Source organism: Vibrio sp. E150_018 (assembly GCF_053544035.1).
The window spans coordinates 89,174-103,719 of record NZ_JBHGNY010000008.1 but is presented as its reverse complement, the minus strand read 5'-3'; the positions used below and the strand labels follow the sequence as shown (position 1 = coordinate 103,719).

Annotated in this window: 13 protein-coding genes; 11 read left to right on the top strand and 2 right to left on the bottom strand. The window is 42.3% G+C overall.

Annotation, left to right across the window (positions count from 1 at the left end):
- Window positions 1–188: 188 nt before the first annotated feature.
- The 9 genes from sdhC (at window position 189) to ACE3G9_RS09840 (ending at window position 10,332) form a co-directional block, all read left to right on the top strand.
- A complete protein-coding gene (gene sdhC / locus ACE3G9_RS09880) occupies window positions 189–581 on the top strand; it encodes a succinate dehydrogenase cytochrome b556 subunit (protein ID WP_417879221.1) in 393 nt (130 codons plus the stop codon).
- On the top strand, window positions 575–922 hold the full coding sequence (gene sdhD, locus ACE3G9_RS09875; RefSeq protein ID WP_417879220.1) for a succinate dehydrogenase, hydrophobic membrane anchor protein: 348 nt from the start codon (window positions 575–577) through the stop codon (window positions 920–922). The genes sdhC and sdhD overlap by 7 nt, the downstream gene beginning before the upstream one ends.
- Window positions 923–2,689 carry a succinate dehydrogenase flavoprotein subunit gene (gene sdhA, locus ACE3G9_RS09870; RefSeq protein WP_417879219.1) on the top strand — a complete coding sequence of 589 codons (1,767 nt, stop codon included), beginning with the start codon at window positions 923–925 and terminating at the stop codon, window positions 2,687–2,689.
- A gap of 14 nt (window positions 2,690–2,703) precedes the next feature.
- Entirely contained in the window at window positions 2,704–3,417 is a 714-nt protein-coding gene (locus ACE3G9_RS09865; RefSeq protein ID WP_417879218.1) for a succinate dehydrogenase iron-sulfur subunit, read from the top strand.
- A gap of 137 nt (window positions 3,418–3,554) precedes the next feature.
- Window positions 3,555–6,368, top strand: coding sequence for a 2-oxoglutarate dehydrogenase E1 component (gene sucA, locus ACE3G9_RS09860; RefSeq protein ID WP_449219035.1), 2,814 nt, complete (start codon window positions 3,555–3,557; stop codon window positions 6,366–6,368).
- A 54-nt stretch (window positions 6,369–6,422) separates the two neighbouring features.
- Window positions 6,423–7,634 (top strand): 2-oxoglutarate dehydrogenase complex dihydrolipoyllysine-residue succinyltransferase, encoded by a 1,212-nt coding sequence (odhB, locus tag ACE3G9_RS09855; RefSeq protein ID WP_417879216.1) that lies wholly within the window; start codon window positions 6,423–6,425, stop codon window positions 7,632–7,634.
- A gap of 159 nt (window positions 7,635–7,793) precedes the next feature.
- Window positions 7,794–8,960, top strand: coding sequence for an ADP-forming succinate--CoA ligase subunit beta (gene sucC / locus ACE3G9_RS09850; protein ID WP_449219034.1), 1,167 nt, complete (start codon window positions 7,794–7,796; stop codon window positions 8,958–8,960).
- Entirely contained in the window at window positions 8,960–9,832 is an 873-nt protein-coding gene (gene sucD / locus ACE3G9_RS09845; RefSeq protein ID WP_449219033.1) for a succinate--CoA ligase subunit alpha, read from the top strand. The genes sucC and sucD overlap by 1 nt, the downstream gene beginning before the upstream one ends.
- A gap of 122 nt (window positions 9,833–9,954) precedes the next feature.
- On the top strand, window positions 9,955–10,332 hold the full coding sequence (locus tag ACE3G9_RS09840) for a VOC family protein (protein WP_417879213.1): 378 nt from the start codon (window positions 9,955–9,957) through the stop codon (window positions 10,330–10,332).
- A gap of 104 nt (window positions 10,333–10,436) precedes the next feature.
- Here ACE3G9_RS09840 and znuB read toward each other — a convergent pair whose 3' ends face one another.
- Both znuB and znuC read right to left on the bottom strand, forming a co-directional pair.
- Window positions 10,437–11,219 (bottom strand): zinc ABC transporter permease subunit ZnuB, encoded by a 783-nt coding sequence (gene znuB / locus ACE3G9_RS09835; protein WP_449219032.1) that lies wholly within the window; start codon window positions 11,217–11,219, stop codon window positions 10,437–10,439.
- A gap of 3 nt (window positions 11,220–11,222) precedes the next feature.
- On the bottom strand, window positions 11,223–12,026 hold the full coding sequence (gene znuC, locus ACE3G9_RS09830; protein ID WP_417879211.1) for a zinc ABC transporter ATP-binding protein ZnuC: 804 nt from the start codon (window positions 12,024–12,026) through the stop codon (window positions 11,223–11,225).
- A gap of 168 nt (window positions 12,027–12,194) precedes the next feature.
- Between znuC and znuA the strand changes: the two genes are divergently transcribed.
- Window positions 12,195–13,100, top strand: a complete 906-nt coding sequence (gene znuA, locus ACE3G9_RS09825; RefSeq protein ID WP_417879496.1) for a zinc ABC transporter substrate-binding protein ZnuA — start codon at window positions 12,195–12,197, stop codon at window positions 13,098–13,100.
- Window positions 13,101–13,109: 9 nt separating this feature from the next.
- Window positions 13,110–14,402, top strand: a complete 1,293-nt coding sequence (locus ACE3G9_RS09820; protein WP_449219031.1) for a peptidoglycan DD-metalloendopeptidase family protein — start codon at window positions 13,110–13,112, stop codon at window positions 14,400–14,402.
- Window positions 14,403–14,546 lie beyond the last annotated feature (144 nt).

Here is a 14,546-nt window from a genome sequence, read left to right as displayed (position 1 = left end):
TAGTGAAAATTTTGGTTAACGCCTTATTTTATCAGGGGTTTCGGAAGCTGCTCTCGATGAGGTAGATGTTTAATTAACAAAAAATCCATAGATTGACTGGGTGTTTTGGAATGGAAATGTTAATTAAATAGTTACAGGGTGTTTAATCGATTTATGTCAATAACTATAAATGCTCTAAATGGAGCTGAGTGAGCACACCCGTGAATAAAAGAAAGTCCAGACCAGTAAACTTAGATTTACAAACAATACACTTCCCAATTTCTGCCATTGCATCCATTGTGCACCGTGTTTCTGGTGTCATTATGTTTGTTTCTGTTGGTATCTTATTATGGCTACTTGCCACCTCTTTATCATCTCCAATAGGTTTTTCTCAAGCATCGAGTGTCATTGATAGCTTTGTTGTGAAATTTATTTTGTGGGGTATTTTGACTGCTCTTGCTTACCATATTTGTGGTGGGGTTCGTCATTTACTTATGGATATGAAATATTTTGAAGAGAAAGAAAGCGGTGCGTTAAGCGCTAAAGCTGTTTTCGTGGTCACCGCTGTATTATCGGTATTAGCAGGAGTTCTTGTATGGTAAAGCACATTTCTTCCTTTGGGCGCAATGGAGTTCATGATTACCTCCTGATCCGTGCAACAGGCATCATCATGACACTTTATACCGTGTACATGGTGGGCTTTTTAGCCTGTGGCCCTGATATTAATTACTTGTCATGGCAATCATTTTTTAGTGGTACTTTTACTAAAGTGTTCACTATGGTGGCGCTATTATGTGTTCTGATCCATGCATGGATTGGCATGTGGCAAGTGTTGACTGATTATATTAAACCAACCGCAGTACGCGTGGTATTACAATTAGTGGTCATAGTGACATTGATTGCGTACTTCTTCTCTGGTCTATTTATTTTGTGGGGTGTGTAAGTGAGTATTCCCGTTCGTGAATTTGACGCCGTTGTGATCGGCGCTGGTGGCGCCGGTATGCGCGCTGCATTACAAATTTCAGAGCAAGGCCTATCTTGTGCGTTGCTTTCAAAGGTATTTCCAACTCGTTCTCATACTGTTTCTGCTCAAGGTGGCATTACAGTAGCATTAGGAAATTCACATAAAGATGATTGGCAATGGCACATGTACGATACTGTAAAAGGGTCGGATTATATTGGTGACCAAAATGCTATCGAATATATGTGTAAAAATGGTCCAGAATCTGTTATCGAATTAGAAAAAATGGGTCTACCATTTTCTCGTTTTGAAGATGGTTCTATTTATCAACGCCCATTTGGCGGCCAATCAAAAGATTTTGGCGGTGAGCAAGCTGCTCGAACTGCTGCTGCTGCTGACCGTACAGGACATGCATTGCTTCATACGCTTTATCAGCAAAACATCAAACATAAAACCACTATTTTCTCTGAGTGGTACGCGCTTGATTTAGTGAAAAATGAAGAAGGTGCGGTATTAGGTACCACCGCGCTTTGCATGGAAACCGGTGAGATTTGCTACTTCAAAGCCAAAGCAACGGTATTGGCAACCGGTGGTGCAGGTCGTATTTATCAATCGACTACTAATGCGCATATTAACACTGGTGATGGTGTTGGCATGGCACTGCGTGCGGGCGTTCCAATGCAAGATATTGAAATGTGGCAGTTCCACCCAACCGGCATTGCTGGCGCAGGTGTACTAGTCACTGAAGGTTGTCGTGGTGAAGGTGGCTATCTTCTAAATAAAGATGGCGAACGTTTCATGGAACGTTATGCACCGAATGCGAAAGATTTAGCCGGTCGTGACGTAGTAGCGCGTTCAATGATGATTGAAATTCGTGAAGGTCGTGGTTGCGACGGTCCTTGGGGTCCACATATTAAATTGAAACTGGATCACTTAGGTAAAGAAGTTTTAGATGCTCGCCTGCCGGGTATTCTTGAATTATCTCGTACCTTTGCTCACGTTGATCCTGTTAAAGAGCCGATTCCAGTTATCCCAACCTGTCACTATATGATGGGTGGGGTGCCGACTCAGGTTTCAGGGCAAGCGATTAAACAAGATGCCAACGGTCAGGACCAAGAAGTTCAAGGTCTATTTGCCTGTGGTGAAATTGCTTCTGTATCCGTACATGGCGCAAATCGCTTAGGTGGCAACTCGCTACTTGATTTGGTTGTATTTGGTCGTGCGACGGGGCTTCATTTAGGTGAAACGTTAGCACTTCAAGCTGAAACACCTGAAGCAACTGAAGCTGATATTGAAGCTTCGTTAGCTCGTTATAATCGTTGGGAAAACAGTACTGGCGGTGAAGATCCTGTACAAATTCGTAAAGACTTACAAAGCTGCATGCAAAATAACTTCTCAGTATTCCGTGAAGGTGATGCGATGGCAAAAGGTTTGGAAGAGCTAAAAGCGATTCGTGAGCGTTTGAAAAATGCTTATTTATCAGATAAGTCTACCGAGTTTAATACTCAACGTATCGAATGTTTAGAATTAGACAACTTAATGGAAACAGCTTATGCAACCGCGGTTGCAGCGAACTATCGTACTGAAAGTCGTGGTGCACATGCTCGATTTGACTACCCTGATCGTGATGATGCGAATTGGTTATGTCACTCGATTTATAATCCTGAAACGGAAGATATGTCTAAGCGCGATGTGAATATGCAGCCTGTACTGCGTGAAGCCTTTCCACCTAAAGCCCGTGTCTACTAAGGGAGATTAAGTAAATGAAAGTCAATTTCTCTTTGTATCGTTATAATCCAGATGCTGACAAAAAACCTTACATGAAGGATTATGAGTTAGAAGTGGAAGAAGGTTCAGATATGATGGTGCTTGATGCACTTATCTTATTGAAAGAACAAGATCCGACCATTTCTTTCCGTCGCTCATGTCGTGAAGGTGTATGTGGTTCAGATGGTTTAAACATGAATGGCAAGAATGGCCTTGCGTGTATTACGCCTTTGTCGGCATTATTAGGTAAAAGTAAAGTGGTTATTCGTCCACTGCCAGGCTTACCGGTAGTGCGTGACCTTATTGTTGATATGGCTCAGTTTTATGATAACTATGCCAAGGTTAAACCTTATTTGATCAATGATGCTGAGCTACCACCATCACGTGAAAATTTACAATCACCAGAAGATCGTGCGCATCTAGATGGTTTGTATGATTGCATTATGTGTGCATGCTGTACGACATCTTGTCCCTCATTTTGGTGGAACCCGGATAAATTTATTGGCCCAGCGGGTTTATTAGCTGCCTATCGTTGGTTAATTGATAGCCGAGATACGGCGACAGATGAACGTTTGTCAAATCTTGACGATGCATTTAGCGTTTTTCGTTGTCATGAGATAATGAACTGTGTCAGTGTTTGTCCTAAGGGGTTAAACCCAACCAAAGCGATTGGTCACATTAAGACAATGCTTATCAATCGCTCAGTATAAAAATTGCTCTAGGGCAAGGAAAGTCGGCCCAGCCTTACGCTAGGCCGACTTACAATTAGGCATTTACTTATCGTAACCATTTATAGCTGAGTAAGTGTCGAAGCATAATTTGAAACCAAAAAAGGTTAAGGGAAAATATGCACAACGGCGTGATGAAGGCATGGCTCGAGTCTTCACACTTGGCTGGCGCCAATGCAACTTACGTAGAAGATCTCTACGAACTGTATCTTAGTGACCCCGATTTAGTCGGTGACGAATGGAAAGAAGTGTTTGAAAGCCTACCAGCAGAAGCTTCTGTAGCAGGTGAACAACCACATTCCCGTGTTCGTGACTACTTCAGACGATTAGCGAAAGAGACAAAGCATTACAATGTCCAAGTTAGTGATCCTGATGTCGATGCTAAACAAGTAAAAGTCTTGCAGTTAATCAATGCTTACCGTTTCCGTGGGCATCAATCTGCAAATCTAGATCCTCTCAATATTTGGAAACGTGAATCAGTTGCTGAACTTGATCCTGCGTTTCATAACCTCTCTCCTGAAGACTTCCAAGAGTCATTTAACGTCGGTTCTTTTGCGGTAGGCAAAGACACTATGCCGTTGAAAGATATTTACGAAGCCCTAAATAAAATCTACTGTGGTTCGATTGGTGCAGAATATATGCACATCACTAACACTGAAGAAAAGCGTTGGATCCAAGACCGTTTAGAATCAGTGGTAGGTGAAGGTACTTTTACTGCAGAAGAGAAATCCACTTTTCTACATGAATTAACGGCAGCGGAAGGCCTTGAGCGTTACTTAGGCGCAAAATTCCCAGGTGCAAAACGTTTTTCATTGGAAGGGGGGGATGCATTAATTCCAATGACAAAAGAATTGATTCGTCATGCTGGCTCAAATGGCATGCGCGAAGTGGTTATTGGTATGGCTCACCGTGGTCGCTTAAATATGTTAGTCAACGTATTGGGTAAAAAACCACAAGATCTATTTGATGAATTTGCTGGTAAACACGGTGATTCATGGGGTACCGGTGATGTGAAATATCACCAAGGTTTCTCTGCTGATTTCTCTACACCAGGTGGAGATGTGCATTTAGCCTTAGCGTTTAACCCATCTCACTTAGAGATCGTCAACCCTGTAGTTATTGGTTCGGTACGTGCTCGTCAAGATCGCTTAGGTGATAAAGATGGCAGTAAAGTTTTACCAATTACTATTCATGGTGACTCGGCGATCGCGGGTCAAGGTGTGGTTGCTGAAACCTTTAACATGTCACAAGCCCGAGGTTATCAAGTTGGTGGTACCGTTCGTATCGTGGTAAATAACCAAATTGGTTTTACTACCTCAAACCCACGCGATATGCGTTCAACAATGTACTGTACTGATATCGCTAAGATGGTACAGGCACCGATTTTCCATGTGAATGCTGATGATCCTGAGGCGGTGGCCTTTATTACTCGCATCGCATTAGACTACCGTAATACATTTAAACGCGACGTTGTGATTGATTTGGTATGTTATCGTCGTCACGGCCATAACGAAGCCGATGAACCAAATGCAACTCAGCCTTTGATGTATCAAAAGATCAAGAAACATCCAACACCACGTAAATTGTACGCAGATGTACTGGTTGACCGTAAAGATATTGAGTTGGAAGATGCAACGCAAATGGTCAACGAATACCGTGATGCACTTGATCGTGGTGAGGTCGTAGTGAAAGAATGGCGCCCGATGGCATTACACTCTGTTGACTGGACCCCTTACTTAGGTCATGAGTGGAATGAAGATTGGGATGATCAAGTTGATTTCACTCGTTTGTCAGAGCTAGGTAGCAAGGTTTGTCAGTTCCCTGAAAGTCATAAGCTGCAAAGCCGAGTTGCGAAACTGTACAACGATCGCCGTTCTATGGTGAGTGGAGAGAAGATGATTGACTGGGGTATGGCTGAAACTTTAGCTTATGCCACTCTTGTCGATGATGGAAAACGTATTCGTATCACAGGTCAAGATTCAGGTCGTGGTACTTTCTTCCACCGTCATGCAGTATTACATGATCAAGAAACCGCCAGCACTTATATGCCACTTGCACATATTCACGATAGCCAAGGTTCATTCCAAGTGTTTGATTCTGTCTTATCAGAAGAAGCAGTATTGGCTTTTGAATATGGCTATGCAACGGCTGAGCCTAGTGGTTTAACTATTTGGGAAGCGCAGTTTGGTGACTTTGCCAATGGTGCCCAAGTTGTGATTGATCAATTTATTTCATCGGGTGAGCAAAAGTGGGGTCGTTTATGTGGCCTAACGATGTTGCTGCCTCATGGTTATGAAGGTCAAGGTCCAGAGCACTCATCGGCTCGCTTAGAGCGTTACCTTCAATTGTGTGCTGAGCAAAATATGCAGGTGGTTGTACCTTCAACGCCAGCCCAGGTTTATCACATGATTCGCCGCCAGGTTGTACGTCCAATGCGTCGCCCACTGATTGTAATGTCGCCAAAATCTTTATTACGTCATCCTTTGTGCACTTCAACGCTAGAAGAGTTAGCACAAGGCACGTTCCAAGCTGCGATTCCAGAAACGGATGAGCTAGAAGCAAGCAAAGTGAAACGTGTTGTGATGTGTTCAGGTAAAGTTTATTACGACTTACTTGAGCAACGCCGTAAGAATGAGCAAGACGATGTGGCAATTATTCGTGTGGAGCAGCTTTATCCATTCCCATACGACGATGTGAGCAAAGCGATTGAGCAATATACTAATGTTGTAGATTTTGTATGGTGTCAAGAAGAGCCGCAGAACCAAGGCGCATGGTATAGCAGCCAACACAATATGCGTTTCGCATTGCCAAATGGTGCAACATTAAAATATGCAGGTCGACCAGCTTCAGCTTCTCCAGCGGTTGGTTATATGTCGGTACACTTAAAGCAACAGAAAGCGTTAGTGGATGATGCTTTGAATTTAGACTTTTAGTGCAGTGGATTATTACTCCTAGTTGAATGAACTAGAGATAAGGACTTTACAGATATGACAATTGAAATTCTGGTTCCAGATTTACCTGAATCCGTAGCAGATGCGACTATTGCTACATGGCACAAACAACCGGGTGATTCGGTACAACGTGATGAAGTGTTGGTTGAAATTGAAACTGACAAAGTAGTGTTAGAAGTACCTGCTCCTGATGATGGTGTATTAGAAGCTATTGTGGAAGAAGAAGGTGCAACGGTTCTTTCAAAGCAGCTAATCGCTAAATTGAAAGCGGGAGCCATCGCAGGAGAGCCAACTAAAGATAAAGCAGAATCAAGCGAAGCATCGCCGGATAAACGCCATAAAGCAGTTTTAAGCGAAGAATCTAATGATGCACTAAGTCCTGCGGTTCGTCGTTTATTAGCGGAACACAGTCTTGAAGCGTCAGATGTGAAAGGTACTGGTGTTGGTGGTCGCATTACTCGTGAAGATGTTGACGCGCATCTAGCTAAGAAATCGGCAGCACCAACGAAAGAAGATAAAGAGGCTCAAGTTGAAGCGCCTACCGCTGCTCGTACTGAAAAGCGTGTACCAATGACTCGTTTGCGTAAAACGGTAGCGAATCGTCTGCTTGAGGCGAAAAACTCGACTGCCATGCTGACAACCTTTAATGAAGTGAACATGAAGCCAATTATGGATCTTCGTGCTCAATACAAAGATCAGTTTGAGAAGCGTCATGATACGCGCTTAGGCTTTATGTCTTTCTATGTTAAAGCGGTAACAGAAGCGTTGAAGCGTTATCCTGAAGTGAATGCTTCTATCGATGGCGATGATATCGTTTATCACAACTATTTTGATATCAGCATGGCGGTTTCTACGCCACGTGGCCTTGTTACTCCAGTACTAAAAGACTGTGACACGCTAAGTTTCGCTGATATTGAGAAAGGCATTAAAGATCTCGCGATCAAAGGGCGTGATGGCAAATTGCAAGTTGAAGATTTAATGGGCGGTAACTTCACTATTACAAATGGTGGTGTATTTGGTTCATTAATGTCTACACCAATCATCAACCCACCACAAGCGGCAATCTTGGGTATGCACAAAATCCAAGATCGTCCAATGGCGATAAATGGTAAAGTGGAAATTTTACCAATGATGTACCTTGCTCTGTCTTACGACCACCGTTTGATTGATGGCCGTGAATCAGTTGGATTTTTAGTAACCATCAAAGAGTTACTAGAAGATCCAGCTCGCTTGTTACTTGATATCTAATCTCGATATTGAAATGAGCAATAAATTGGGTAGCTGCTGGTCTATAGCTACCCAATCAAATAAAAAAGTACACCTACATAAATCATGGCATTCCCTTACTTACATTAAATGCCAATGGAAATAATAAATCCTCACGGATAATGAAATGGAAATAGCACAATGAATTTGCATGAATATCAAGCTAAACAGCTGTTCGCTGAATTCGGATTGCCAGTACCGGAAGGTTACGCTTGCAATACACCTCTTGAAGCTTATGAAGCCGCAGGTCGCATTAATACCGCGAAGAAAGTGGTTAAATGTCAGGTACATGCTGGCGGTCGTGGTAAAGCGGGCGGTGTGGAACTACATGATACCAAAGATGGTGTCAAAGAATTTGCTCAAAAGTGGCTAGGTAAAAACTTAGTGACTTATCAAACAGATGCTAACGGTCAACCAGTGACTAAAATTTTGGTGGAAGAAGCATCAGACATCGCTAATGAATTGTACCTAGGTGCAGTGGTTGACCGTGGCACACGTCGTATCGTGTTCATGGCATCAACGGAAGGTGGTGTTGAAATCGAAAAAGTGGCAGAAGAAACGCCAGAATTGATTCATAAAGCAGCGATCGATCCATTGGTTGGCCCTCAAGCATACCAAGGACGTGAACTTGCATTCAAACTTGGCCTTAAAGGCAATCAAATCAAACAATTTACTCAGATCTTCATGGGTCTAGGTACTATGTTTGCGCAATACGATTTAGCACTACTTGAAATTAACCCATTGGTTATTACAGGTTCAGGCGATTTATTGTGCCTAGATGGTAAAATTAACATTGATTCAAATGCGATGTATCGTCAACCAAAATTACGTGAAATGCACGATCCATCTCAAGAAGATGAGCGTGAAGCACATGCGGCACAATATGAACTTAACTACGTTGCTTTAGATGGCAATGTTGGTTGCATGGTCAACGGCGCTGGTCTTGCGATGGGGACGATGGACATCGTTAACCTACACGGTGGTAAGCCTGCGAACTTCCTTGATGTAGGTGGCGGCGCAACCAAAGAACGTGTTGCTGAAGCATTTAAGATCATTTTATCTGATACCAATGTTAAAGCGGTTCTAGTGAATATCTTTGGTGGTATCGTTCGTTGTGACATGATTGCAGAAGGTATCATTGGCGCAGTGAAAGAAGTCGGCGTTGAAGTACCAGTAGTGGTTCGTCTTGAAGGCACAAACGCAGAGCTTGGCCGTGACGTATTGGCGAAATCTGGTTTAGATATCATTGCGGCAACATCTCTTAAAGATGCAGCAGTTCAAGTAGTTAAAGCGGCGGAGGGCAAATAATGTCAGTACTAATTAATAAAGATACCAAAGTTATTTGCCAAGGTTTCACTGGCGGTCAAGGTACGTTCCACTCAGAGCAAGCTATTGCTTATGGAACACAAATGGTAGGTGGTGTATCTCCAGGTAAAGGAGGTACTGAGCATCTAGGTCTTCCTGTGTTTAATACTGTTCGTGAAGCCGTTGAAGCAACGGGTGCAACGGCAACGGTTATTTATGTACCGGCTGCATTTTGTAAAGACGCGATTTTAGAAGCAATTGATGCTGGTATCGAGTTAATCGTTACCATTACAGAAGGCATCCCAACGCTTGATATGCTTGACGTAAAAGTGAAGCTAGAAGAAACCGGCGTTCGTATGATTGGTCCTAACTGCCCAGGCGTGATCACTCCAGGTGAATGTAAGATTGGTATCATGCCAGGTCATATTCATCAGCCAGGCCGCGTAGGTATCGTTTCTCGTTCAGGTACACTAACGTACGAAGCAGTTAAGCAAACAACGGATGCTGGTTTTGGTCAATCGACTTGTGTTGGTATCGGTGGTGACCCAATTCCAGGCACGAACTTTATCGATGTATTGGAAATGTTCCAAAACGATCCCGCGACAGAAGCAATCGTAATGATTGGTGAAATCGGTGGTACGGCAGAAGAAGAAGCAGCGGCTTATATTAAAGCGAATGTTACTAAGCCTGTCGTCTCTTACATTGCGGGTGTGACGGCTCCTCCGGGTAAACGTATGGGCCATGCTGGTGCGATTATCTCTGGTGGTAAAGGTACTGCTGAAGATAAATTTGCAGCACTTGAAGCCGCTGGTGTAAAAACAACGAAGTCATTGGCAGAGATTGGCGATGCACTAAAAGAAGTGACAGGCTGGTAAGTTTTTTATCATCAATTTTTTAGTATGAAAGGTCATCTTCGGATGGCCTTTTTTATTGGTTTTTTTAATATAAATAGATACAGTGAAGCGGATAGATTATTCACTCATTGAAAGGAATAACTATGTTTAGTCATATCATGCTTGGTGCTACGGATCTTGAAGCATCAAAAAAGTTCTACGATGCCATATTAGGTACTCTGGGTTACGAGCCAGGGATCATTAAAGGCGATAGTTGTATTTATGCTACACCAACCGGAATCTTCATTATCAAGAAGCCATTGAATGGTGAACCTGCCACTCATGGTAATGGTTCGACTTTCGGATTTTCGATTGCAACGCCTGAACTTGTACATGCATGGCATGATGCTGGGGTAGCGAATGGTGGTATCACTTGTGAAGAGCCTCCGGGTGAGCGAAATGGAATGGCGGGCCGTTTGTATCTGGCTTACTTGCGTGATCCGGCGGGCAATAAACTATGCGGTACACATCGCTTCGCTTAATCTATTCTGTTTAATACCAAATTGATGGCCTAATAATAAACAATAACGTCCCAGAGCTAGCAAAGCCTTGGGGCGTTATTGATTTATATCTACTAGCGGAAGTTTTATCGTGCAGGTTTCAGTTGACTAAGCATAAACATCGCGGCTGCTGAAATCACCACAGAAGGTCCAGCTGGCGTATCATAAAACCAAGAAAGTGATAATCCGCATAGAACAGCTACCATGCCAATACAAGAAGCACCAATTGCCATTTGCTCGGGTGTATTTGAAAAACGTCTTGCGGTAGCTGCTGGGATAATTAATAACGAAGTAATAATTAACGCGCCAACAAATTTCATTCCTACCGCGATCACGAGTCCGACGAGTAACATTAAAACCATTCGCATAAATGGAACATTAATTCCTTCCACACTCGCTAGCTCTTCGCTTATCGAAGTAGAGAGTAAAGCGCGCCAAAAGGTGACAAGTAAAGCCATGATGATTGCACCACCGAGATAGATAAAGGTGAGATCGGATGGACTGATCGCTAATAAGTCACCAAATAAATAGCTCATTAAATCAACTCGTACATTATCTAAGAAGCTCACAGCTACTAAGCCTAAAGATAAAGCACTATGGGCGAGAATACCGAGTAAAGTATCAGTGGCGATCACTTTTTGTTCTTGTAATGCGGCAAGTAATACCGCTAACCCAAGGCAGCATACAACTAAAGCTAAATATAAATTGATGTCTAATAAAAAGCCGAGCGCTAAACCAAGCAGGGAAGCGTGGGCTAAGGTGTCACCAAAGTAAGCCATTTTTCGCCATACTACTAGTGAGCCAAGTGGCCCAGAAATAATTGCGATACCTAGTCCGGCTAAAATAGAAGGTAATAAAATATCAAGCATGGGTTAATGTCCACGTTTTTTCTGCTGAGTTGAAGAATGAGCACAGTTGATATGTGAGCAAACTTCTGGTTCACCTTCGATAGCATCACCAGCGAGATCGTGATGATGTCGATGGTTATGATGATAAAAAGCTAATGTATCTTTGGCGGTCTGGCCAAACATAGCGATATAAGAAGGGTGCTTGGTAATCGCTTCCGGTGCACCAGAACAACAAATATGGTGATGCAAACAAATGACTTCGTCGGTTTGAGCCATAACTAAATGTAAGTCATGAGATACCATCAAGACGGCGCAACGAAAGCGTTGCCTTAATGAGTTAATTAAAGTGTATAAATCAATTTGTCCTTGAACATCAACACCTTGAGCTGGTTCATCAAGAACCAATAAGTCTGGGCGCTGGAGCAATGCACGAGCAAGCAGTACTCGCTGGTTTTCCCCTCCAGATAGCTTATGCATATCATTTTTATATAAACTTTCAGCACCGACTAAACGTAAAGCTTCCATCCGTTCATTGGCACTATAGCGTCCTGCAAGCTTGAGGAAGCGGTCGACGGTCAAAGGCAAGCTGTCATTTAAGCGCAATTTTTGTGGAACATAACCAATACGTAATTTATTTTTTTTGGTAATGGTGCCGGAAGTCGCTTTAATTAATCCGAGCATAATTTTAATGAGTGTAGATTTTCCTGCACCATTAGGCCCAATGATAGTGGTGATTTCACCTTTATTGATGGTCAGGCTAATATTATCGAGCACCGACTTGTCGTTGAACGTTACAGTGATGTTGTCGAGACGAATTAATTCAAACATTGTTAACCAGCTTGATGACATGTAATGTTATATAGTAACATTATGTAAAATAATTACCATAACTATCAATTGTTACTATGAATCAGCATACCAATAGCAATTGATAAAACATTCTATTTGGAGAAACGAATGCAACGCATTTTATCACAAGCATGGATCGTGGTTGTAATGATATTTGGTTTTGTCTCACATGCCGCTTGGTCAAAGAGTGAAGAACAACCAATATCAGTACTGACATCTATTAAGCCATTACAATTGATAACTCAAGAGATAACGAAAGGGGTTACGGATACTGAGGTATTGCTTGCCAATAATACCTCTCCTCATGATTATGCTTTAAAACCATCAGATGTACGTAAATTAAAATCAGTTGATTTATTTGTGTGGATTGGACCGGGTCTAGAATCATTTTTGGAAGGCGTGCTGGAGGGGAGTACCAATACTCTACAACTGGATCAGTCTGAGAAAATAGATAAAATTGTTTACGATCAGCATGATGAACACGGCCATGAAGATCACGATCATGAAGCACATGACGATGGACATCACCATCACGGTAACTACAATCCGCACTTGTGGTTAGGCCCTGTGCAAGCGCAGCAAATGGCGAAAGTGATTTCAGATAAGCTTATTACTCTAGATCCAAATCATAGTGAGCAATACGCACAAAATTATGCAGAATTTACTCAAAACTTGAATGTTGCTATTGAGCAAGTTAAGAAAAAAATCGCCCCCGTTAAAAAGCATGGTTATTATGTTTTCCACGATGCCTACAGCTACTATGAACATTACTTTGGTTTAAACCATTTAGGTGCTTTTACTGTATCACCGGATCGTCGACCGGGAGCAAAAAGCTTAATTGCTATTCGTAACGCTCTTCAAACGGATCAAGTGTATTGTGTATTTGCCGAGCCACAATTTACGCCAGCAGTGATTGATTCCGTAACCCGTGGCACGGATGTTAATCACGGAGTGTTGGATCCACTGGCAACTGAATATGAAGCAACACCTGGCGCTTATTTCCAATACTTACAGGATCTCGGAACCAGCTTTAGTCAGTGCCTTACTCGTTAAGGAATATTTTTGTACAACAAGTACCAAAAGATAAGTTATAAAAAGCAGCTTCGCTTATGGGCGTGGCTGCTTTTGCTATTGCTGCCCGTAATAAGTGTAATTAGCTATTATTTTATCTTCCCAACTAGCTATTCTCCGCGATTCAAGTCCTCACCATTTTCATTCAATCATGCAGACAGTGTTTTATCAGAAGCTGTATTAGAAAAAAATGATCCTAGTCTGACACTAGAAAAAGATGCTATTGATCAGCAACAAACGCAACGTAGCTATAGCCACAAAGTTCAGTCAGGTGAAACTCTTGCCGATATTTTTAAGCTGTACGGTTTAAGTCATGATGATTTACTATCGATGATTAAGGTGCGCCCTCAAGCGATTACTTTACTTAATGGTCAGGTAGTCGAGTGGATGCAGGATGATGCTGGTAGTTTACTTTCGGTACAGATTCACCGAAGTCCTCGCTTAAGTAGTGTATATACCAAAGTAAATAACCAATTTTTATTTAGACCTCTAGTCACTTCTGCTGAAAAACAATCCTTGGTTAAAGTTGGGGTTGTTGATCGTAATTTTTATCAAAGCGCACGAGCTATTGGTTTAACTAAAGAGCATATTCAAACTATCGCGACAGCGTTGTACTGGCAAGTTGATGTGACTTCTCCGGTGACGATAGGAGATGAGTTTTCCGTTGAATTAGAACAGAGTGTTATTGGTGGGCAAAGTGTTGGAGCCAGTAAGGTGATGGCAATTTGGTATCAACATCGAGGAAAAGATATTCAAGTCGTTCGTTTTAATGATGAACATTTTTATTATCCCGATGGTATGAGTGTTGAAAAAACGCTAGATAGACTACCTGTACGGAGTACTTATCCGGTGAGCTCTGAGTTTAATCCTCATCGCTTAAACCCTGTCACTCATCAATATGCGCCGCACTATGGGACTGATTTAGCGATGCCTATTGGCACTCCAGTATTTGCAACAGGAGAGGGGGTAGTTAAAAAAGTCGGCCACCATCCGTTAGCTGGTCAATATGTTGTGATTAGCAATGGTCGGGTTTACAGCACGCACTTTTTTCACTTGAGCCAAACGTTTGTGAAAGTAGGAGATAGGGTGAAAAGAGGACAAAAAATTGCTTTAACAGGCAATACTGGACGTTCTACGGGGCCTCATTTACATTATGAACTACGCAAAAATGGCCAACCACTTAACGTAATGTTAGCACCTCTACCTGGGCAAAAGAGTATACCACCTGAGCAGCGAGCTGAGTTTACTGAGCAAGTGAAAGCTAGGATGTCGTTATTACACTAGTACAGTGTTAAATTAGGTCGATTGTTCATCCTCAAGTGGCTTGGATATATTTCCAGATCTCATTTTATTCAGTGTCATCCATCATTAACATGAATTGGATCACCAACATATTAATTGTCGCAAAATATCTGTTTAAATTGATGG

Bases quoted from the DNA above. Each gene is read 5' to 3' on its own strand.
- znuC (WP_417879211.1), bottom strand. From the start codon at position 12,026: ATGTTTGAATTAATTCGTCTCGACAACATCACTGTAACGTTCAACGAC.
- znuB (WP_449219032.1), bottom strand. From the start codon at position 11,219: ATGCTTGATATTTTATTACCTTCTATTTTAGCCGGACTAGGTATCGCA.
- sucC (WP_449219034.1), top strand. From the start codon at position 7,794: ATGAATTTGCATGAATATCAAGCTAAACAGCTGTTCGCTGAATTCGGA.
- odhB (WP_417879216.1), top strand. From the start codon at position 6,423: ATGACAATTGAAATTCTGGTTCCAGATTTACCTGAATCCGTAGCAGAT.
- znuA (WP_417879496.1), top strand. From the start codon at position 12,195: ATGATATTTGGTTTTGTCTCACATGCCGCTTGGTCAAAGAGTGAAGAA.
- ACE3G9_RS09840 (WP_417879213.1), top strand. From the start codon at position 9,955: ATGTTTAGTCATATCATGCTTGGTGCTACGGATCTTGAAGCATCAAAA.
- ACE3G9_RS09865 (WP_417879218.1), top strand. From the start codon at position 2,704: ATGAAAGTCAATTTCTCTTTGTATCGTTATAATCCAGATGCTGACAAA.
- sucA (WP_449219035.1), top strand. From the start codon at position 3,555: ATGCACAACGGCGTGATGAAGGCATGGCTCGAGTCTTCACACTTGGCT.
- sdhD (WP_417879220.1), top strand. From the start codon at position 575: ATGGTAAAGCACATTTCTTCCTTTGGGCGCAATGGAGTTCATGATTAC.
- sucD (WP_449219033.1), top strand. From the start codon at position 8,960: ATGTCAGTACTAATTAATAAAGATACCAAAGTTATTTGCCAAGGTTTC.